This is a genomic window from Streptomyces sp. WZ.A104, from assembly GCF_002382885.1.
In the GTDB taxonomy this organism is placed as follows: Bacteria; Actinomycetota; Actinomycetes; order Streptomycetales; family Streptomycetaceae; genus Streptomyces.
Genome location: NZ_NWVL01000003.1, coordinates 84,256 through 103,459, shown reverse-complemented (window position 1 = coordinate 103,459; position 19,204 = coordinate 84,256). Strand labels below are relative to the sequence as shown.

Annotated in this window: 19 protein-coding genes; 12 read left to right on the top strand and 7 right to left on the bottom strand. The window is 72.1% G+C overall.

Features of this window, described 5'->3' with window-relative positions; all coding sequences use genetic code 11:
• Nucleotides 1-81 precede the first annotated feature (81 nt).
• Together CIB93_RS02550 and CIB93_RS02545 are read right to left on the bottom strand one after the other, a co-directional pair.
• Nucleotides 82-1,044, bottom strand: coding sequence for a DeoR/GlpR family DNA-binding transcription regulator (locus tag CIB93_RS02550; RefSeq protein WP_096623580.1), 963 nt, complete (start codon nucleotides 1,042-1,044; stop codon nucleotides 82-84).
• A gap of 186 nt (nucleotides 1,045-1,230) precedes the next feature.
• Nucleotides 1,231-2,670, bottom strand: coding sequence for an NAD(P)H-quinone dehydrogenase (locus CIB93_RS02545; RefSeq protein WP_096623578.1), 1,440 nt, complete (start codon nucleotides 2,668-2,670; stop codon nucleotides 1,231-1,233).
• 289 nt (nucleotides 2,671-2,959) lie between these two features.
• Here CIB93_RS02545 and CIB93_RS02540 point away from each other — a divergent pair, with 289 nt between their 5' ends.
• The 3 genes from CIB93_RS02540 to CIB93_RS02530 all read left to right on the top strand — a co-directional run bounded on the left by CIB93_RS02540 (nucleotide 2,960) and on the right by CIB93_RS02530 (nucleotide 6,257).
• A complete protein-coding gene (locus tag CIB93_RS02540; RefSeq protein ID WP_007458837.1) occupies nucleotides 2,960-3,397 on the top strand; it encodes a gamma-glutamylcyclotransferase in 438 nt (145 codons plus the stop codon).
• Between the two features lie 138 nt (nucleotides 3,398-3,535).
• Nucleotides 3,536-4,360, top strand: coding sequence for a purine-nucleoside phosphorylase (locus tag CIB93_RS02535; RefSeq protein WP_096623576.1), 825 nt, complete (start codon nucleotides 3,536-3,538; stop codon nucleotides 4,358-4,360).
• Nucleotides 4,361-4,619: 259 nt separating this feature from the next.
• Entirely contained in the window at nucleotides 4,620-6,257 is a 1,638-nt protein-coding gene (locus CIB93_RS02530; protein WP_096623574.1) for a phospho-sugar mutase, read from the top strand.
• Between the two features lie 77 nt (nucleotides 6,258-6,334).
• On the opposite strand, the gene CIB93_RS02525 is transcribed toward CIB93_RS02530, so the two are convergent.
• Nucleotides 6,335-6,973, bottom strand: a complete 639-nt coding sequence (locus CIB93_RS02525) for a PH domain-containing protein (RefSeq protein ID WP_096623572.1) — start codon at nucleotides 6,971-6,973, stop codon at nucleotides 6,335-6,337.
• Between the two features lie 157 nt (nucleotides 6,974-7,130).
• Here CIB93_RS02525 and deoC point away from each other — a divergent pair, with 157 nt between their 5' ends.
• Genes deoC through CIB93_RS02510 form a run of 3 tightly spaced genes read left to right on the top strand, consistent with a single transcriptional unit; the run spans nucleotide 7,131 to nucleotide 10,430 of the window.
• The gene (deoC, locus tag CIB93_RS02520; protein ID WP_179499934.1) at nucleotides 7,131-8,078 is read left to right on the top strand and encodes a deoxyribose-phosphate aldolase; all 948 of its coding nucleotides are present in this window, start codon (nucleotides 7,131-7,133) and stop codon (nucleotides 8,076-8,078) included.
• A gap of 5 nt (nucleotides 8,079-8,083) precedes the next feature.
• On the top strand, nucleotides 8,084-9,520 hold the full coding sequence (locus CIB93_RS02515; protein ID WP_096623568.1) for an aldehyde dehydrogenase family protein: 1,437 nt from the start codon (nucleotides 8,084-8,086) through the stop codon (nucleotides 9,518-9,520).
• The gene (locus CIB93_RS02510; RefSeq protein ID WP_096623566.1) at nucleotides 9,513-10,430 is read left to right on the top strand and encodes an aldehyde dehydrogenase family protein; all 918 of its coding nucleotides are present in this window, start codon (nucleotides 9,513-9,515) and stop codon (nucleotides 10,428-10,430) included. The genes CIB93_RS02515 and CIB93_RS02510 overlap by 8 nt, the downstream gene beginning before the upstream one ends.
• Before the next feature lie 117 nt (nucleotides 10,431-10,547).
• On the opposite strand, the gene CIB93_RS02505 is transcribed toward CIB93_RS02510, so the two are convergent.
• Nucleotides 10,548-10,967: a hypothetical protein gene (locus CIB93_RS02505; RefSeq protein WP_096623564.1), complete on the bottom strand. Its 420-nt coding sequence runs from the start codon at nucleotides 10,965-10,967 to the stop codon at nucleotides 10,548-10,550.
• A 62-nt stretch (nucleotides 10,968-11,029) separates the two neighbouring features.
• On the opposite strand from CIB93_RS02505, the gene CIB93_RS02500 reads away from it, so the two are divergent.
• The gene (locus CIB93_RS02500) at nucleotides 11,030-11,740 is read left to right on the top strand and encodes a uridine kinase (RefSeq protein WP_096623562.1); all 711 of its coding nucleotides are present in this window, start codon (nucleotides 11,030-11,032) and stop codon (nucleotides 11,738-11,740) included.
• A 148-nt stretch (nucleotides 11,741-11,888) separates the two neighbouring features.
• On the opposite strand, the gene CIB93_RS02495 is transcribed toward CIB93_RS02500, so the two are convergent.
• Complete coding sequence (locus CIB93_RS02495; protein WP_096623560.1) at nucleotides 11,889-12,584, bottom strand: response regulator transcription factor; 696 nt, start codon at nucleotides 12,582-12,584, stop codon at nucleotides 11,889-11,891.
• Nucleotides 12,581-13,696: a sensor histidine kinase gene (locus CIB93_RS02490; RefSeq protein ID WP_096623558.1), complete on the bottom strand. Its 1,116-nt coding sequence runs from the start codon at nucleotides 13,694-13,696 to the stop codon at nucleotides 12,581-12,583. The genes CIB93_RS02495 and CIB93_RS02490 overlap by 4 nt, the downstream gene beginning before the upstream one ends.
• 181 nt (nucleotides 13,697-13,877) lie before the next feature.
• Here CIB93_RS02490 and CIB93_RS02485 point away from each other — a divergent pair, with 181 nt between their 5' ends.
• A complete protein-coding gene (locus CIB93_RS02485; protein ID WP_096623556.1) occupies nucleotides 13,878-14,519 on the top strand; it encodes a hypothetical protein in 642 nt (213 codons plus the stop codon).
• Nucleotides 14,512-15,057, top strand: a complete 546-nt coding sequence (locus tag CIB93_RS02480) for a hypothetical protein (RefSeq protein WP_096623554.1) — start codon at nucleotides 14,512-14,514, stop codon at nucleotides 15,055-15,057. The genes CIB93_RS02485 and CIB93_RS02480 overlap by 8 nt, the downstream gene beginning before the upstream one ends.
• Nucleotides 15,058-15,368: 311 nt before the next feature.
• On the opposite strand, the gene CIB93_RS02475 is transcribed toward CIB93_RS02480, so the two are convergent.
• Nucleotides 15,369-16,154, bottom strand: coding sequence for a SigE family RNA polymerase sigma factor (locus tag CIB93_RS02475; RefSeq protein WP_096623552.1), 786 nt, complete (start codon nucleotides 16,152-16,154; stop codon nucleotides 15,369-15,371).
• A gap of 181 nt (nucleotides 16,155-16,335) precedes the next feature.
• Here CIB93_RS02475 and afsQ1 point away from each other — a divergent pair, with 181 nt between their 5' ends.
• The 3 genes from afsQ1 to CIB93_RS02460 are packed head-to-tail and all read left to right on the top strand — an operon-like array spanning nucleotide 16,336 to nucleotide 19,201.
• Complete coding sequence (gene afsQ1 / locus CIB93_RS02470; RefSeq protein ID WP_006127084.1) at nucleotides 16,336-17,013, top strand: two-component system response regulator AfsQ1; 678 nt, start codon at nucleotides 16,336-16,338, stop codon at nucleotides 17,011-17,013.
• Nucleotides 17,010-18,551 carry a HAMP domain-containing sensor histidine kinase gene (locus CIB93_RS02465; RefSeq protein WP_096623550.1) on the top strand — a complete coding sequence of 514 codons (1,542 nt, stop codon included), beginning with the start codon at nucleotides 17,010-17,012 and terminating at the stop codon, nucleotides 18,549-18,551. Before afsQ1 ends, CIB93_RS02465 begins: the two co-directional genes overlap by 4 nt.
• Nucleotides 18,548-19,201 (top strand): hypothetical protein, encoded by a 654-nt coding sequence (locus CIB93_RS02460; protein WP_096623548.1) that lies wholly within the window; start codon nucleotides 18,548-18,550, stop codon nucleotides 19,199-19,201. The genes CIB93_RS02465 and CIB93_RS02460 overlap by 4 nt, the downstream gene beginning before the upstream one ends.
• Nucleotides 19,202-19,204: the final 3 nt, after the last annotated feature.

Genomic DNA, 19,204 nt, shown 5'->3' with positions numbered 1-19,204 from the left:
CACTCAAGCGGAAGGCGTCCGGCCAGGAGCGCGTACAACTCCAAGCTCGTACGGAGCAGGGGGCGTCCGCCCCCGACCGGCCTACCGCCTCCGCAGGTCCGCCACCCGGGCCCGCTGCTCGCCCGGCACGTCCGCCAGCGCGGAGGCGCTGCGCAGCTGCGGCCCGAGGCCGCCGCTCTGCGTACGGCGCTGGCCGGGGAGCGGCATGTCACGGCGGGGCTGACGGCCCGGCGGCGCGCCGTCCCCGCCGGACGCGTCCGCCTCCGGACCGGCCACCGTGATCTCCACGCCCTGGTCCGCCAGGGCCTGTAGCTCGGCGGCGGCGCGCTCGTCGTGGAGCGGCGGCTCGTCGGTCACCAGACGCGTGATGAGTTCCGTCGGCACGGTCTGGAACATGGTGTCCGAGCCGAGCTTCGTATGGTCGGCCAGGACGACCACCTCCGCGGCGGCCTGCACCAGGGCCCGGTCGACGCTGGCCGAGAGCATGTTGGAGGTGGACAGGCCACGCTCCGCCGTGAGGCCGCTCCCGGACAGGAAGGCCCGGGAGACCCGCAGCCCCTGGAGGGACTGCTCGGCCCCGCTGCCCACCAGCGCGTAGTTGCTGCCGCGCAGGGTGCCGCCGGTCATGACGACTTCGACCCGGTTGGCATGGGCCAACGCCTGGGCGACCAGCAGGGAGTTGGTGACGACGGTCAGGCCGGGGACCCGTGCGAGCCGGCGGGCCAGCTCCTGGGTGGTCGTACCGGCGCCGACCACGATGGCCTCGCCCTCGCCGACGAGCCCTGCGGCCAGGTCGGCGATGGCCGTCTTCTCCGCGGTGGAGAGATGGGATTTCTGCGGAAAGCCGGACTCCCGCGTAAAACCGCCCGGCAAGACCGCACCGCCGTGCCGGCGGTCGAGGAGTCCTTCTGCCTCCAGTGCCCGCACGTCCCGCCGTACGGTCACTTCGGAGGTCTGGACGACGCGGGCGAGCTCACGGAGCGATACCGCCCCGTTGGCACGCACCATTTCGAGGATCAACTGACGACGTTCTGCAGCGAACACGGAACTGACAGTAACCTGGCCGCCGGTGAGTTTTCAGCAGTTTGCGCCGAATAACAGAAGTTGTACTTCAAAGGGGCCTCCAAGTGGTATAGGAGGCCCCTTTGTTGTTCAGGGATGATCGTCAAGCGATCACAGCCCCGCCCGGACTGCCGGGGGTTGCCGGGGATTGTCTGGTTTCCCGGAGGCTCAGCTCTCGCCCGTGAGCTTGCGGGTGTGCAACTGCCGGGCCACTTCGGCGATCGATCCGGACAGGGACGGGTACACGGTGAAAGCGTTTGCGATCTGTTCCACCGTCAGATTGTTGTCGACCGCGATCGAGATCGGGTGGATCAGCTCGCTGGCGCGCGGCGCGACCACGCAGCCGCCGACCACGATGCCCGTACCGGGGCGGCAGAAGATCTTGACGAAGCCGTCGCGGATGCCCTGCATCTTGGCGCGCGGGTTGCGCAGCAGCGGCAGCTTCACGACCCGGGCCTCGATCTTGCCCGCGTCGACGTCGGCCTGGCTGTAGCCGACGGTGGCGATCTCCGGGTCGGTGAACACGTTGGCCGAGACGGCCTTGAGGTTCAGCGGGGCGACCGCGTCACCGAGGAAGTGGTACATCGCGATCCGGCCCTGCATCGCGGCGACCGAGGCCAGCGCGAAGATCCCGGTGACGTCACCGGCGGCGTAGACACCGGGTGCGCTGGTGCGCGAGACCCGGTCGGTGAGGATGTGCCCGGAGTCCTTGAGCCGGACACCGGCCTCTTCCAGGCCCATTCCCGCGGTGTTGGGGATCGCGCCGACCGCCATCAGACAGTGCGAGCCGGTGATGACCCGGCCGTCGGCGAGGGTCACCTCGACCCGGTCGCCCACCCGCTTGGCGGACTGGGCCCGGGAGCGGGCCATGACGTTCATCCCGCGGCGGCGGAAGACGTCCTCCAGTACGGCCGCCGCGTCCGGGTCCTCGCCCGGCAGGACGCGGTCGCGGGAGGAGACGAGGGTGACGCGCGAGCCGAGCGCCTGGTAGGCCCCGGCGAACTCGGCGCCGGTGACACCCGATCCGACCACGATGAGCTCCTCGGGCAGCTCGTCGAGGTCGTAGACCTGGGTCCAGTTCAGGATGCGCTCGCCGTCGGGCTGCGCGTCCGGGATCTCCCGGGGGTGACCGCCGGTCGCTATCAGCACGGCGTCGGCGGTCAGCCGCTCCTCGGTGCCGTCGGCGGCGGTGACGACGACCTGGCGGGACCCGTCGGCCGCCTGGAGCCCGTCGAGCCGGCCCCGGCCGCGCATCACGCGGGCGCCGGCCCGCGTGACGGAGGCGGTGATGTCGTGGGACTGGGCGAGCGCGAGGCGCTTGACCCGTCGATTGACCTTGCCGAGGTCCACACCGACGACCCGGGCGGCCTGCTCCACGTGCGGGGTGTCGTCGGCGACGATGATGCCCAGCTCCTCGTAGGAGGAGTCGAAGGTGGTCATCACCTCGGCCGTCGCGATCAGGGTCTTCGATGGCACGCAGTCGGTGAGGACCGAAGCCCCGCCGAGACCGTCGCAGTCGACGACGGTCACCTCCGCGCCGAGCTGGGCGCCCACCAGGGCCGCCTCGTAGCCGCCGGGGCCGCCGCCGATGATCACGATCCGGGTCACGAAAAGTCCGCCTCGCGTGGGTGTCATCCCCACGGCCGTCTGCCGCCCCGGCCGGGGGTCCGGGGGATCGCCCCGGGGGAATGCAGTACGTACTCCATTGTCCCGCACCCGCCAAGGAGCTTCGCCCCGGGGCCCTCCATACGGGGACGGGGGCGTTCCCGGCCCCCCGCCGGGCCGGTACGCGTGCCCCCCGGCCCCTCCCCCCGGCTCCTCCTCCCGTCCTCCCCCGACCGGGGGCTTCGTCACAGGAACCGGCACTCCCGCGACCACCTCCCGTACCCTCGGACCCATGTCGCTCTACGCCGCGTACGCCGGCAACCTCGACGCGCGGCTGATGACCCGCCGCGCCCCGCATTCCCCGATGCGCAGCACCGGCTGGCTCAACGGCTGGCGGCTGACCTTCGGCGGGGAGCAGATGGGCTGGGAGGGGGCGCTGGCCACCGTGGTGGAGGCGCCGCGCTCCCAGGTCTTCGTCGCGCTGTACGACCTGGCGCCGATGGACGAGGACTCCATGGACCGCTGGGAGGGCGTCGGGCTCGACATCTACCGGCGCATGCGCGTACGTGTGCACACCCTGGACGGCGAGGAGCCGGCCTGGATGTACGTGCTGAACGGGTACGAGGGCGGGCTGCCCTCGGCGCGCTATCTGGGTGAGATCGCGGACGCCGCGGAATCCGCCGGCGCACCCCACGACTATGTGATGGAACTGCGCAAGCGCCCCTGCTGACCAGTGCGGACCCGGCCCCCGCCGGACTCTGCCCGCCCTCTCCTCACCCTCTCTTCGTACGAAAGCACGAACACTTCCCCGGGGCCTTTGAGCCTGGTCATCTACGCGCGTAGGGATTCAGCGGTTACGCTCGTCCGCGTGAACGCATCTGTTATTCCGGACAACATCCAGGGCGACCCGCAGGCAGCTGCTGCCGGGGCCGCCGCCCGCCTGCGCGAGCTGACCGGCGCCGAGACCCATGACGTCGCCCTGGTCATGGGCTCCGGCTGGGCTCCCGCGGGCGAAGCACTCGGCGCCCCGGAGGCCGAGTTCCCCGTCACCGACCTGCCCGGCTTCCCGGCCCCCGCCGTCGAGGGCCACGGCGGCAAGGTCCGCTCGTACCGGATCGGCGAGAAGCGCGCGCTGGTCTTCCTCGGCCGCACGCACTTCTACGAGGGCCGGGGCGTCGCCGCCGTCGCCCACGGTGTCCGTACGGCGGTTGCGGCGGGCTGCAAGACCGTCGTCCTGACGAACGGCTGCGGCGGTCTGCGCGAGGGCATGCGCCCGGGCCAGCCGGTGCTGATCAGCGACCACATCAACCTGACGGCCGCCTCCCCGATCATCGGCGCCAACTTCGTCGACCTGACCGACCTGTACTCCCCGCGGCTGCGCGCACTGTGCAAGGAGATCGACGACACCCTCGAAGAGGGCGTGTACGTCCAGTTCCCCGGCCCGCACTACGAGACCCCGGCCGAGATCAACATGGTCCGGGTGCTCGGCGGTGACCTGGTGGGCATGTCCACGGTCCTGGAGGCCATCGCGGCCCGCGAGGCGGGCGCCGAGGTGCTGGGCCTCTCCCTGGTCACCAACCTGGCGGCGGGCCTCTCCGGAGAACCCCTCAACCACGAGGAGGTCCTCCAGGCGGGCCGCGACTCGGCGACCCGGATGGGCGCGCTGCTGGCGAGGGTGCTGGAACGGATCTGACCCGACCCGGGGCCGCCTCCGCCCGCCCTGCCCCCCCCAGCCCGTCGGCTCCTTCTCCAGCCCGTCGGGCGTTCGGGGACCGGGGTCCGGGGCGGAGCCCCGGTTTCGGGAAGGGGCGGGCAGGGGAACGGCCCGCGCAGCGCCCCCGCCCCGCCCCGGCCCCCACAGCACCACCCGCCCCACGCCCACCCCCGCGCACCACGCACCCGCACCCGCACCCCGCGTCCCAGAACCTCCGCACCCCCGAAAGGCGGCCCCCGTGCACGACCTCATCGCGCAGGCCAGAACCTGGCTGGCCGAGGACCCCGACCCCGAGACCCGCGACGAGCTGGCCGCGCTCATCGAGGCGGGTGACACCCAGGAGCTCGCCGCCCGTTTCGCGGGCACGCTCCAGTTCGGCACCGCCGGGCTGCGCGGGGAGCTCGGAGCCGGGCCGATGCGGATGAACCGGTCCGTGGTGATCCGGGCGGCGGCGGGCCTGGCCGCCTACCTCAAGGCGCAGGGCCACGAGGGCGGCCTCGTCGTCATCGGGTACGACGCCCGCTACAAGTCCGCCGACTTCGCGCGCGACACCGCGGCCGTGATGACCGGCGCCGGACTGCGCGCCGCCGTGCTGCCCCGCCCGCTCCCCACCCCCGTACTGGCGTATGCCATAAGGCACCTGGGCGCCGTGGCCGGCGTCGAGGTCACCGCCAGCCACAACCCGCCGCGCGACAACGGCTACAAGGTCTACCTCGGCGACGGCTCGCAGATCGTGCCCCCGGCCGACGGCGAGATCGCGGCCGCCATCGCCGCGGTCGGCCCGCTGGAAGGCGTGGCCCGCCCGGAGGACGGCTGGCAGACCCTGGGCGACGAGGTCCTGGACGCCTACCTCACCCGTACGGACGCGGTCCTGGCCGCCGGCAGCCCCCGTACGGCGCGCACGGTCTACACCGCGATGCACGGCGTCGGCACCTCGGTGCTGACCGCCGCGTTCGCCCGGGCCGGGTTCCCCGCGCCGGTGCTCGTGGCCGAGCAGGCCGAGCCGGACCCCGCGTTCCCCACCGTGGCCTTCCCCAACCCGGAGGAGCCCGGCGCGATGGATCTCGCCTTCGCCACCGCCCGCCGGGCCGCGCCGGACCTGATCATCGCCAACGACCCGGACGCGGACCGCTGCGCGGTCGCCGTGCCCGACACCGCAACGGACGGCGGCTGGCGGATGCTGCGCGGCGACGAGGTGGGCGCGCTGCTCGCCGCGCACCTGGTGGAGCGGGGCGTCACCGGCGTGTTCGCGGAGTCGATCGTGTCGTCGTCACTGCTCGGCCGGATCGCGGAGAAGGCGGGCCTCGGGTACGAGGAGACGCTGACCGGCTTCAAGTGGATCGCCCGGGTGGACGGTCTGCGGTACGGGTACGAGGAGGCGCTCGGCTACTGCGTCGACCCCGAGGGCGTCCGCGACAAGGACGGCATCACCGCCGCCCTGCTCGTCGCCGAGCTCGCCTCCGTACTCAAGGAGCAGGGCCGTACGCCGCTGGACCTGCTGGACGATCTGGCGCTCGCGCACGGGCTGCACGCCACCGACCAGCTGTCGGTGCGGGTGGAGGACCTGACGGTCATCGCCGACGCCATGGCCCGGCTCCGGGAGCAGCCGCCGACCGCACTGGCGGGCCTCGCGGTCACCTCGGCCGAGGACCTGTCGCGGGGGACGGACAAGCTGCCGCCCACCGACGGGCTGCGCTACCAGCTGGAGGGTGCCCGGGTGATCGTCCGCCCGAGCGGCACCGAGCCGAAGCTGAAGTGCTACCTGGAGGTCGTCGTTCCGGTCGCGGACGCCGCGTCGCTGCCCGCAGCGCGGGAGCGCGGTGCCGAGCTGCTGGCCGGGATCAAGCGGGACCTGGCGGCGGCTGCCGGAATCTGACCGCCCGCCCGACGCCGGAAGGGCCGGTACCCCACCCCAGGGGTACCGGCCCTTCCGCGCTCCAGGAGCGCCGCGCCTCAGCCCACCGCCCACAGCACCGCGAGCAGCACCGCCCCGACGGCGGCCGGTGCGATCACCTCGTACGCCCAGCGCACCGAGACCCCGGCCGCCCCCTCCGGCGTCGTCCCGCCCGCGCCCTCGGCCAGGTCCCGCAGATCGCGGACGGTCTGGTCGGCGGAGGCGGTGCGCTGGGCGGCGTCGCGGACGTCGGCGCTGACCGACGTGCGGCCGTAGGGGTCGTCGTGGGCCGCGCGGGCCGCCGTGCGGGCGGCGCGCTTGCGGGCGCGCAGGGAGACGGGGATGGCCCACAGCTGGTACTTCGTGCCGTCCTGGGCGAGCAGCTCGGAGGAGTACGAGGCCCTGACGTCGGCGACCTCGGTCCAGGGAAGCTGGATCGTCCGGAACGGGTTGCGGATCCGGATGCGCTCGTCGTTCGCGAACACGGCGGGCCGCAGGGTGAACGCCACGACCAGCGGGACCACGAGGAGCAGCGCGGCCGACGCCAGCCACGGGACCCGGCCCTCGCCCCGGATCATGGCGTCCCCGGCCATCCAGGCGATCAGCAGGATCAGCAGCGCCCCGCAGACCAGCGCGGCCACGGAACGGTAGGTCCGGTCGGCGTGGGGCGGCTCTGCGGGAGGTGTGGGGCTCGTCATGGGGCCGATTGTGCCTGACCGGCGCGGAGGACGGCGGAGCGGCCGCCGTGCCGCCGCGCCCCGGGGCCCGGGACCGGAGGGGCGGGGTGCGGGACGCACGGATCGTCCGGCCCCCTGTACAGGTCGCTACGCGCGTAGATATGCTCCTCTGGTGACCATGCCCACCACTGCTCCCGCATTCTCCGACGCGACCGCGTCCGACAGTGCGCTGCGCCGCTTCCTGTTCGGGCTGCCGGGCGTCGACGCCGTCGGCCTCGAAGCGCGCGCCGCCTCTCTCGGTACCCGCTCGATCAAGACGACGGCCAAGGCGTACGCCATCGATCTCGCCATCTCGATGATCGACCTGACGACGCTGGAAGGCGCGGACACCCCGGGCAAGGTCCGGGCTCTCGCCGCCAAGGCCGTCAACCCCGACCCGACCGACCGCACGACCCCGCGCACCGCGGCGGTCTGCGTCTACCCCGACATGGCGGCCACCGCGGCCGCCGCGCTCGCCGGTTCCGGCGTGAAGGTGGCGTCCGTGGCGACCGCCTTCCCCTCGGGCCGCGCGCCGCTGGACATCAAGCTCGCGGACGTCCGCGAGGCCGTGGCGGCCGGGGCCGACGAGATCGACATGGTGATCGACCGGGGGGCCTTCCTCTCCGGCCGCTTCCTGAAGGTGTACGAGGAGATCCTCGCCGTGAAGGCGGAGTGCGGCACCGCCCGTCTCAAGGTGATCTTCGAGACCGGTGAGCTGTCCACGTACGACAACATCCGCCGGGCCTCCTGGATCGGGATGCTGGCGGGCGCGGACTTCATCAAGACCTCGACCGGCAAGGTGGCCACCAACGCCACCCCCGCCAACACGCTCCTCATGCTGGAGGCCGTCCGCGACTTCCGGGCGCAGACCGGCGTACAGATCGGCGTGAAGCCGGCCGGCGGCATCCGCACCACCAAGGACGCGGTCAAGTTCCTGGTCCTGGTGAACGAGACGGCGGGCGAGGACTGGCTGGACCCGCACTGGTTCCGGTTCGGCGCGTCCAGCCTGCTCAACGACCTGCTGATGCAGCGCCAGAAGCTCAGCACCGGCCGTTACTCCGGCCCCGATTACGTGACGGTGGACTGATAGCCATGGCATCCGCATTCGAGTACGCACCGGCGCCGGAGTCCCGCTCCGTCGTCGACATCGCCCCCTCCTACGGGCTGTTCATCGACGGCGAGTTCGCCGAGGCAGCCGACGGCAAGGTCTTCAAGACCGTCTCGCCGAGCAGCGAGGAGGTCCTCTCCGAGGTCGCGCAGGCAGGCGCGGCGGACGTGGACCGGGCCGTGAAGGCGGCACGGAAGGCGTTCGAGAAGTGGTCGGCGCTGCCCGGCTCCGAACGCGCCAAGTACCTGTTCCGGATCGCGCGGATCATCCAGGAGCGCAGCCGCGAGCTGGCCGTCCTGGAGACGCTCGACAACGGCAAGCCGATCAAGGAGACGCGCGACGCGGACCTCCCGCTGGTCGCCGCGCACTTCTTCTACTACGCGGGCTGGGCCGACAAGCTGGACCACGCGGGGTACGGGGCGAACCCGCGCCCGCTGGGTGTGGCCGGTCAGGTCATCCCGTGGAACTTCCCGCTGCTGATGCTCGCGTGGAAGATCGCCCCGGCGCTGGCCACGGGCAACACGGTGGTCCTCAAGCCCGCCGAGACGACCCCGCTGAGCGCCCTGTTCTTCGCGGACATCTGCCGTCAGGCGGGTCTGCCGAAGGGCGTCGTCAACATCCTCACGGGGTACGGGGACGCGGGCGAGGCGCTCGTCTCCCACCCCGACGTCAACAAGGTCGCCTTCACCGGCTCGACCGCCGTCGGCAAGGCCATCGCGCGCTCCGTCGCGGGCACGGACAAGAAGGTCACCCTGGAGCTGGGCGGCAAGGGCGCCAACATCGTGTTCGACGACGCCCCGATCGACCAGGCCGTCGAGGGCATCGTCACGGGCATCTTCTTCAACCAGGGCCAGGTCTGCTGCGCGGGCTCCCGGCTGCTGGTCCAGGAGTCCGTTCAGGACGAGGTGCTGGACGCGCTCAAGCGGAGGCTGGCCACGCTGCGCCTGGGCGACCCGCTGGACAAGAACACCGACATCGGCGCGATCAACTCCGCCGAGCAGCTGGCCCGGATCACCGCGCTCGTCGAGACCGGCGAGGCGGAGGGCGCGGAGCGCTGGAGCGCCCCCTGCGAACTGCCGTCGTCGGGTTACTGGTTCGCGCCGACCCTCTTCACCAACGTCACCCAGGCCCACACGGTCGCCCGTGACGAGATCTTCGGCCCGGTCCTCTCCGTGCTCTCGTTCCGCACGCCGGACGAGGCGGTCGCCAAGGCCAACAACAGTCAGTACGGCCTCTCGGCGGGCATCTGGACGGAGAAGGGCTCCCGCATCCTCGCGGTGGCGAACAAGCTCCGCGCGGGCGTCGTCTGGGCCAACACGTTCAACAAGTTCGACCCGACGTCGCCGTTCGGCGGATACAAGGAGTCGGGCTTCGGCCGCGAGGGCGGCCGCCACGGCCTGGAGGCGTACCTCGATGTCTGACCAGAACCGACTTGGCGTCTTCAAGACCTACAAGCTGTACGTCGGGGGCAAGTTCCCCCGCTCCGAGAGCGGCCGGGTGTACGAGGTGACCGACTCCAAGGGCCAGTGGCTCGCCAACGCGCCGAAGTCCTCCCGCAAGGACGCGCGCGACGCGGTCGTGGCCGCGCGCAAGGCGTTCGGCGGCTGGTCGGGGGCGACCGCGTACAACCGCGGCCAGGTCCTCTACCGCGTCGCGGAGATGCTGGAGGGCCGCAAGGAGCAGTTCGTCCGCGAGGTCGCCGCATCCGAGGGGCTGTCGAAGTCCAAGGCGGCTGCCGTCGTCGACGCGGCGATCGACCGCTGGGTCTGGTACGCGGGCTGGACCGACAAGATCGGCCAGGTCGCGGGCGGGGCCAACCCGGTCGCGGGCCCTTTCTTCAACCTCTCCACCCCCGAGCCGACGGGCGTCGTCGCGGTCCTCGCACCGCAGGAGTCGTCGTTCCTCGGCCTGGTCTCGGTGATCGCCCCGGTCATCGCCACCGGCAACACCGCAGTCGTCATCGCCTCGGCCGACGCGCCGCTGCCCGCGCTCTCGCTGGGCGAGGTGCTGGCCACCTCGGACGTGCCCGGCGGCGTGGTCAACATCCTGTCCGGCGCCACGGCGGAGCTCGCCGCGCCGCTCGCCGCCCACCAGGACGTCAACGCGATCGACCTGACCGGCGCGGACGCCGCGCTCGCGAAGGAGCTGGAGATCGCGGCGGCGGACAACCTCAAGCGCGTACTGCGTCCACAGCCTGTGGACGCGGACGACGCGTCGGCCGCCGCGGACTGGCTGGCCTCCCCCGGCACGCACCGCCTGACGGCGTTCCTGGAGACCAAGACGGTGTGGCACCCGACGGGCGCGCTGGGCGCGGCGGGCTCCTCGTACTGACGTAGGTCACGCGCCGACGTACGTCGCCCACTGACGTACGTCACCTGGTCCCCGAGCGGGGCCGCTCCCTCGGGCGATCCGGAGGGAGCGGCCCCGTTTTGCTCGTCGCCCGGTGTGTCAGCCCGTGACCAGGCGGGTCACCGACCCCACCACCGGCAGGTCGCTCAGCGCCCCGCCGCTGGTGATCGGGTCGGTCACGACGGCCGTGGTCACCGGCTTGAAGTCGGCGATCTGCGTCCCCACGGCGTTGTCCAGCGGGTCGACCCCGGTCCCCGCGAGCGGGTCCAGCTGGAGGTCGGTGACCGGGGCGATGCCGCTGGCCAGCGAGGTCCCGAGCGCGCTCGTCACGGCCGGCGCGGCCGTCTCGGAGACCGCCTGGAGGGCGGAGACGCCCTGCTCCGGGGCCTCGGCGGCCGCGGGCAGCTGGACGGCCTGCGCGGAGCCCGCACCGGCCCCCAGGGCCGCCCCCAGCGCGGAGACGGTGAGACCGGCGCGCAGCAGGACGCGACGTTGGGGCTTACGTGCATGAAGTGCCATGTTTTCCACCTGATCGAGCCTGGTCGGGTAGTCGTCCGTACGCGCAGAGTAGTTGAGGTGTGATGCTCGATACCAACGAAGGACCCGAGGGATCCCCTGCGCGGGTCAATGCCTCACACTTCTGTTCTGTGAGTTCCCAACCGATCCCGACCCGCGTCGTGCTGCTCGCGGGCCCCTCCGGCTCCGGCAAGTCCTCCCTCGCCGCCCGCACCGGTCTGCCGGTGCTGCGCCTGGACGACTTCTACAAGGAGCACGACGACCCGACACTGCCCCGGGTCCCCGGCTCCATGGACATCGACTGGGACTCGGCGGGGTCCTGGGACGCGGACGCGGCGGTGGCGGCCATCGCGGAGCTGTGCCGGACCGGACGTACGGACGTTCCCGTCTACGACATCGCCTCCAGCTCCCGTACGGATCACGAGACCTTCCACATCGAGCACTCGCCGCTCTTCGTGGCCGAGGGCATCTTCGCGGCGGACATCGTCGAACGCTGCCGGGACCTGGGCCTGCTGGCGGACGCGCTGTGCCTGCGCGGCCGCCCGTCCACGACGTTCCGGCGCCGACTGGCGCGCGATCTGCGCGAGGGCCGCAAGTCGGTGCCGTTCCTGCTGCGGCGCGGCTGGCGGCTGATGCGGGCCGAGCGGCACATCGTGGCCCGCCAGACGGCCCTGGGGGCGCACCCCTGCGGCAAGGACGAGGCACTGGGACGCCTGGCCGCCGCGAGGGTGGGGCAGCGCCGCCGTACGCCGGTGGAGGCGCCCGCCCCGGAGTAGCGGGCGCCCCGGATCGGGGCGGCAGGGGCGTTCCGGGCTTCTCGGGGAGGCCGCCGCTGTCCCGCCCCGCGTCCAGCACCTACCGCACATCCCTCCCGGGGCGGGAGTTCGCCCGGTCGGCCTCTGCGCATCGCCCCGTGTCTTCGCCCTACTCCCCCGGGACTGGACCGGCCAGTCCGTTCTCCCAGGTCCAGGCGGCGATGCCCACGCGGTTACGGGCCTTCAGCTTGGCCTGGACGTTGGCGATGTGGGTCTTGGCGGTGCCCGCCGAGATGAAGAGCTTCTCGCCGATCTCGGCGTTGGTGAGGCCCTCGGCGACCAGCCGGGCGATCTCGGCCTCCCGGGCGGTGAGAGGCGATGGGGCCGTGGGCGCTGCCGGGGCGTTGGTGGGGGCAGGCGCGGGAGCGGGGGCGAGGGTCCGGAGCAGCCGGACCGTGATCTGAGGACTGATGAGGACGTCCCCGGCCATCGCCGCCCTGACCCCCTCGATCAGCAGCCCGGGACCCGAGCGCTTGAGCAGGAACCCGCAGGCGCCGTCGGCCAGTGCCGTGCGTACGTAGTCGTCGTGGTCGAAGGTGGTGACGACGAGGACGCGCATCGGGTCGGGTACGCCGGGGCCTGCGAGGTGCCGGGTGAGTTCGAGGCCGTCCAGCCCGGGCATCCGGATGTCGGCGAGGATCAGGTCGGGCCGCAGGGTGCGGGCGAGGTCGACGGCGGTGAGGCCGTCCGCCGCCTCACCGACCACGGTCATGTCGGGCTGCGAGCCCAGAATCAGGCGGAAGCCGCTGCGTACGTCCTCCTGGTCGTCGGCGATCAGGATGCGGGTCGGGCCGTTGGGCGTCATCGTGGGGCCCCTTTCGGGAGGGTGGCGGGAAGGGCGGCGGTGAGCTGCCAGCCGCCGTCGCCGTGCGGCCCCGCCGAGAGGGTTCCGCCGAGGGCCTGTGCGTGCTCGGTGAGAGCGGGGAGGCCCAGGCCTCCCCGGGAGGCGCGGCGGCGAGTCGGCGCGGGGCGGGCATCGCGGCCGTTGGTGACCCGGATCTCCACAGTGGTGGCCGTGGGCATGAACACGACCGTGGCGCGAGATGCGCCGGGGGCGTGCCGGCGAATGTTGGTCAGCGCTTCGACGACGATGCGATACGCGGCGGATCCCGCCTCGCGGGAAAGCATCTCCGCAACCCCCGCAGGCAGGTCCAGATGCGCCTCGGTGGCCCCTGCCGAGGTGAAGTCCTCTATCAGCGAAGGCAGTTGGGATAGGTCGGGGAGCGGCTCGGTGGTGGGAGTCTCCGGACCGTGCAGCATCTGCACCGTCCGGTCCATCGCGGCCAGGGCGCTCAGGCCCGCCTTCTCGATGCGCTCCAGGGCGAGCATCGCCTGGGCGACGTCGGTGGCGGCGACGAAGCGGGCCGCCTGGGCCTGGACGACGATCCCGCTGATGTCATGGGCTACGAAGTCGTGCAGGTCACGGGAGAGCTGAAGACGCTGGGCACTGCGGGCCTCGGCCACCGCGCTCCGACGACGCACTTCCTGGCGGCGGGGGTAGGCGCCGACCGCCACCGCGGCGGCCACGGGAAGCAGCCAGAAGGTGGCGATTCCGACGGATTCCAGGAAGGACTCACCGGCGACCAGCGTCAACGGCCAGAGGGTCACCGCGAGGGCGGTCAGCGGGAGGACCGCTTTGAGTTCGCGCAGGGGCGACCAGCGGGTGACCACGGCCAGGAGGACCAGCAGGAAGGCGGCCTCCGCCAGCTTCCAGCCGGAGCCCGGACCACCCTTCGGCAGGGCGAAGCTGGTGATCAGGGAGAGGGTGGCGCAGACCGCGACCGGACGGGCGAGGCGGCCGAGGCGCTGACGAACCGTGGCACGGGGGCGAGCGACGGCCCACACCAGCGTGCCCGCGGCCGCGAGCGACGGCAGAGCGTCAAGCGCCTTGACGGCGGAGCCGGTTGATTCCCACATGGTGATCAGCGTACGGGCGTGCGAGGTGGTGACGCCCTCTGCCGAACGGCAGAGGAGGACCGGGACACGGCACGACCTTTGTGCCGATCGGCGGATGGGATCAAGGGGTGCCGGGGGGTGAAGCTTGAGCCGTTCAACCGACCACGAACCACAAACCCCCTCCAGAAAACGGGAGTTCCTCATGCGCAAGACCGCAATCGGTGCCGCAGCAGCCATCACCGTCCTCGCCGGGCTGGTCGCGGCCGGGCCCGCTCCCGCAGCCCCGGCCGCGTCCGCCGAATGGAAACCGGCGAAGACGGCGAGCGTCCATGGGACGGCTCGCATCTCCTACATCGAATCTCCCGACGACGACATCCGCTTCACCATCCATGCCCGGCAGGCGCCCTTCACCCGGCCGATACCTCCCGACGCCCCCCGGGGACTGGCCACAGACGCCCGGGGCACGCTGAAGTTCTCCCACACCACCCCGAGCGGGGCCAGGGGATGGGCGGTGGCCCAGGTGGACTGCCTGGTCACCAGCGGCCGAACGGCGACCCTGACCGCGGTCGTGACGAAGTCGAACGTCGAGAAGGCCGGTGCCCGGCTGGGCATCAGCGTCCAGCAGGGCGGCAGGGGCGAGCCGGACCGGACCGGCTTCTCCTGGGGGGTGGTGAACGTCGACCCCGGGAACGTGGACGAGAACGGCGGGCTTGTACGGCCGCGGACCGGCACGTGCATGGCCCCCGCACCGTTCACGACCGTCATCAAGGGCGGGTTCAGGGTGGTCCACGCCGAGATCACCAAGTCACCCGCGCGGCCCGAGGCGGCGACCCGCCGTGGCTGACACCCTGGTCGCCGGGACGCCCCTCACGGCCGCACCCCGAGTCCCCCGTGCCATCCGCCTGGCGGCGCACGCCGCCGCGCTGACCCTCGTACCTTCCGGGCTGTGGCGCATCGCCATCGCCCTGGGCTGGGACTCCGGATTCAGGGACGAGTTCCTCCACCCGGAGAACTTCCCCGGCGCCGCGTCCTTCTACCTCATCGGCCTCAGCCTGCTGGCCGAGGCGCTCGGACTGCTCACCCTGGGGCTGATCCACAGATGGGGCGAGGAACTGCCGCACTGGGTACCAGCCCTGGGCGGCCGGAGAATCCCCGTCATGGCGGCGGTGATCCCCGCTTCGCTCGGCGCGGCGCTCGTCACCCTCATCACGGTGTCCGGTGCGTTCAACTGGAACGGTCCGGAGAACATGGGCGCCCCTGGTTCCCCGGAGGGCGGCCTCTACTGGCTGATGACCGCCTGCTATCTCCCCCTGCTGGCCTGGGGCCCGCTGCTCGCTGTAGTCACGGCGGCCTACTACCGCCGTCGCCGTCGGGGGCGCTGAGCCCACCGTCCGCCGGTTCGGACACTCACGGCGACCAGCCCTGCGTTCCGGTGGCCGCCCGACCGAGATGCCACACCGCCACACAGCCCGCGCCAGGTGCGGCGTCGGCCACACGGACAGCGAGGTCGTACAGGCCCCCCGGCCCGTACGACCCCGCTGTGTTCTCCGTTTCCCCGTGGCCCTCGTCTCCCCCGAAGCGACGGCCGTTTCCCGTGTCCCCCGTGTTCCCCTTGGGTCCCCTCGGTCCCCGCTTTTCCACTCCCCCGTGCTTCCCCCGGCCCCCGCCTCCCCCGAAGCGGAGGGCCTCTGCCTCAGGCCACCAGCTCGCCGAAGGACTCCTGCTCGTCACGTCCGAAGCTGAGGACTTCGTCCTCGCGCAGCCGGCGCAGGGAGCGCCAGATGCTCGACTTCACCGTGCCGACACTGATGTCGAGGATGGACGCGATCTCCGGGTCGGTGCGGCCCTCGTAGTACCGCAGGACCAGCATCGTGCGCTGAAGTTCGGGCAGCCGGGCGAGAGCCTGCCACAGCACCGCCCGCAGCTCCGTGCCACGCATCGCGTCCGTGTCGCCCACCGTCTCCGGCAGCTCCTCGGTCGGGTATTCGTTCAGCTTGCGCCTGCGCCAGGCGCTGATGTGCAGATTGGTCATGGTGCGGCGCAGATAGCCGCCGACCGCCGCCTTGTCGCTGATCCGGTCCCACGCCCGGTACGTCGAGAAGAGGGCGCTCTGGAGCAGGTCCTCGGCCTCGAACCGGTCGCCGGTCAGGTGGTAGGCGGTTGCGTACAGGGAGGCCCGCCGCTCCTGGACGTAGGCCGTGAACACCGCTTCGGCGTCCGCGTCCTCCGTCCGGGCTCCGCGGTCCCCCGTGACCTCCCCGTACGCGCTTCCCCCGTTACCCCCCGTGTTCTCCCCCGTGGGTGCGTCAACCACCGTCATGTACGACTTGCGCATCTGCTCCGCAGTCGACGGATGCTGACGCCCGACGCCCCGAACACACCCCCGCACGTTCGTGGCACCGGACTTCTCGGTGCTCCGGCCGAAGTCGTGGAGACGCGTGACAACTGCGCTTGAGCTGGTGCTGTGCAGTGCGTTCATCTCGCGCCCCCTATCGGTGGAGTCCGTTCGTTCCCTGTGCCAAAGAGCTTGCCTGGGCAGTTTCATGGCACTGTCCTCCGACTGTCACAGGCCTGTCACAGGGGCAGTTGTGACCGTGCCCCAGGAAGGGGACCGGGCCACAGGTCGAACTGAAGCGCCACCATGGGCCAGAATGACGTCCGTGCCTTTCCTGTTGCTGATCGAGGACGACGACGCCATCCGCACGGCCCTCGAACTCTCACTGTCACGCCAGGGCCACCGTGTGGCCACCGCGGCGACGGGAGAGGACGGCCTTGAGCTGCTGCGTGAGCAGCGGCCCGACCTGGTCGTGCTGGATGTCATGCTGCCCGGGATCGACGGTTTCGAGGTGTGCCGGCGTATCCGGCGCACCGACCAGCTGCCGATCATTCTGCTGACCGCGCGCAGCGACGACATCGACGTCGTCGTGGGACTGGAGTCCGGCGCGGACGACTATGTGGTCAAACCCGTCCAGGGCCGGGTGCTGGACGCCCGGATCCGGGCCGTGCTGCGCCGCGGGGAGCGCGAGTCGACCGACTCCGCGACCTTCGGGAACGTGGTCATCGACCGCTCCGCCATGACCGTGACCAAGGACGGGGAGGACCTCCAGCTCACGCCGACCGAGCTGCGGCTCCTGCTTGAGCTGAGCCGCCGGCCGGGCCAGGCCCTGTCCCGGCAGCAGCTGCTGCGCCTGGTCTGGGAGCACGACTACCTGGGCGACTCCCGGCTGGTGGACGCCTGTGTGCAGCGGCTGCGCGCGAAGGTGGAGGACGTGCCGTCCTCGCCGACCCTGATCCGTACGGTGCGGGGCGTGGGCTATCGGCTGGACTCGCCTCAGTGACCGAAACCGCCAAGCGGTCCCTGCGTGCGGGGCTGCGCTGGACCAGTCTGCGGCTGCGTCTGGTCGTGGTGTTCGCGCTGGTGGCGCTGACCGCCGCGGTCTCCGCGTCGGGCATCGCGTACTGGCTCAACCGTGAGGCCGTGCTGACCCGTACGCAGGGCGCCGCACTCGACGACTTCCGGCGGCAGATGCAGGACACCGCGGCGTCGCTGCCGGAGCGGCCCACCAAGGACGACCTCCAGCGGGCGGCGGCGCAGATGGCCAGCGACAGTCCCGGCTACAGCGTGCTGCTGGAGGACGAGCGCGAGCGCGGCAAGCCGATCGTCGGCTACTCCGACCTCGACACGTTCACCCTGGCCGACGTGCCGGACTCACTGCGCGGGCAGGTGGCCCGCAAGCAGCCGCTGACGGCGAGCAACGAGCACGAGTACCACCTGTTCTGGCAGCGTACGAGCATCGCCGGCACGCCGTATCTGGTCGCGGGTACGCGGATCATCGGCGGCGGCCCGACCGGGTACATGCTCAAGTCCCTCGACCAGGAGCGGCAGGACCTCAACTCGCTGGCCTGGTCGCTGGGGATCGCGACGGCCCTCGCGCTGGTCGGCTCCGCGCTGCTGGCGCAGGCCGCCGCGACGACGGTGCTGCGGCCCGTGCAGCGGCTGGGCGACGCGGCCCGCAAGCTCGGTGAGGGCAAGCTCGACACCCGGCTCGTGGTCTCCGGCACGGACGAACTGGCAGATCTCTCCCGTACGTTCAACAAGACCGCGAGCTCGCTGGAGAAGAAGGTCGCGGACATGAGCGCCCGGGAGGAGTCGAGCCGCCGGTTCGTCGCCGACATGTCGCACGAGCTGCGCACCCCGCTGACCGCGATCACCGCGGTGGCCGAGGTGCTGGAGGACGAGGCGGACAGCCTCGACCCGATGATCGCGCCCGCCGTGCATCTGGTGGTCAGCGAGACCCGGCGGCTGAACGACCTGGTGGAGAACCTGATGGAGGTGACCCGCTTCGACGCGGGCACGGCCCATCTGGTGCTGGACGACGTCGACGTCGCCGACCAGGTCACGGCGTGCATCGACGCCCGGGCCTGGCTGGACGCGGTGGACCTGGACGCGGAGCGGGGCACGATGGCCAGGCTCGACCCGCGCCGGCTCGATGTGATCCTGGCCAATCTGATCGGCAACGCCCTCAAGCACGGGGGTTCGCCGGTGGGGGTCCGGGTGCGCACCGCCGGCGATGAGCTGGTCATCGAGGTACGGGATCACGGTCCGGGCATCCCGGAGGAGGTCCTGCCGCACGTGTTCGACCGGTTCTACAAGGCCAGTGCCTCCCGGCCGCGGTCGGAGGGCAGCGGTCTCGGGCTCTCCATCGCCATGGAGAACGCGCACATCCACGGCGGTGACATCACGGCGGCGAACTCCCCGGACGGCGGGGCCGTCTTCGAGCTGCGGCTGCCGCGCGACGCGGGGAAGCTGACGCGGCCGGACGGCGGCGACGCGGAGGGCCGGGACGATGACGTGGACGGGGGCGGGGCGACGTGAAGCTCGGCGATGGCACCTGCCCGCACGGTCCGCTTCGGTGCGGCCCGCGTGGTCCGCGGCGTACGGCGGCCGCGCTGGCCGCTCTGCTGGCCGCCGCGGCGCTGGTCTCCGGCTGCGGAATCCGTACGACGACGGTGCCGGTGGACGCGGGGGCCGCGCCCTCGCGGGTGCCGTGCCGGCTGACCGCGTCGGACGTCACGGCCCGGTCTCCGGACAGTGTGACGGCCGAGGTGTATCTGGTGTGTGCCTCGCAGCTGGTGACCGTGGACCGTGAGGTGGCACAGGGCACGGTCGGCTCCGACCGCCTCAAGGCCGCCCGGGCGCTGCTGAAGGAGGTCCAGCAGGCGCCGCCCGAGAGCGAGCGGCGGGCCGGGTTCTCCACGGCGGTCCCGGCGGGCCTGCGGGTCGATCCGGCGCGGGCGGACGACCCGGCGGGCACCCTGCGGCTGAGCAGTCAGCCGGAGGATCTGTCGGCGGAGGCGCTGGCCCAGCTGGTGTGCACGTACGCGGAGAGCGAGACGCTTCAGACGGATGGCTCGGTGGTCCTGGGCGGCCCCGGGGCCTACCCGCCGCGCGCCTACCTCTGCACCTCGCAGACGAAGGCCCGGCCGCAGGACCCGACCACTCCGGACGCGCTCCGACTGGACTGAACC

Bases quoted from the DNA above. Each gene is read 5' to 3' on its own strand.
- CIB93_RS02495 (WP_096623560.1), bottom strand. From the start codon at position 12,584: ATGACGCCCAACGGCCCGACCCGCATCCTGATCGCCGACGACCAGGAG.
- CIB93_RS02475 (WP_096623552.1), bottom strand. From the start codon at position 16,154: ATGAACGCACTGCACAGCACCAGCTCAAGCGCAGTTGTCACGCGTCTC.
- CIB93_RS02505 (WP_096623564.1), bottom strand. From the start codon at position 10,967: ATGGCACTTCATGCACGTAAGCCCCAACGTCGCGTCCTGCTGCGCGCC.
- CIB93_RS02515 (WP_096623568.1), top strand. From the start codon at position 8,084: ATGGCATCCGCATTCGAGTACGCACCGGCGCCGGAGTCCCGCTCCGTC.
- CIB93_RS02525 (WP_096623572.1), bottom strand. From the start codon at position 6,973: ATGACGAGCCCCACACCTCCCGCAGAGCCGCCCCACGCCGACCGGACC.
- deoC (WP_179499934.1), top strand. From the start codon at position 7,131: ATGCCCACCACTGCTCCCGCATTCTCCGACGCGACCGCGTCCGACAGT.
- CIB93_RS02540 (WP_007458837.1), top strand. From the start codon at position 2,960: ATGTCGCTCTACGCCGCGTACGCCGGCAACCTCGACGCGCGGCTGATG.
- CIB93_RS02490 (WP_096623558.1), bottom strand. From the start codon at position 13,696: ATGTGGGAATCAACCGGCTCCGCCGTCAAGGCGCTTGACGCTCTGCCG.
- CIB93_RS02485 (WP_096623556.1), top strand. From the start codon at position 13,878: ATGCGCAAGACCGCAATCGGTGCCGCAGCAGCCATCACCGTCCTCGCC.
- CIB93_RS02510 (WP_096623566.1), top strand. From the start codon at position 9,513: ATGTCTGACCAGAACCGACTTGGCGTCTTCAAGACCTACAAGCTGTAC.
- CIB93_RS02500 (WP_096623562.1), top strand. From the start codon at position 11,030: ATGCTCGATACCAACGAAGGACCCGAGGGATCCCCTGCGCGGGTCAAT.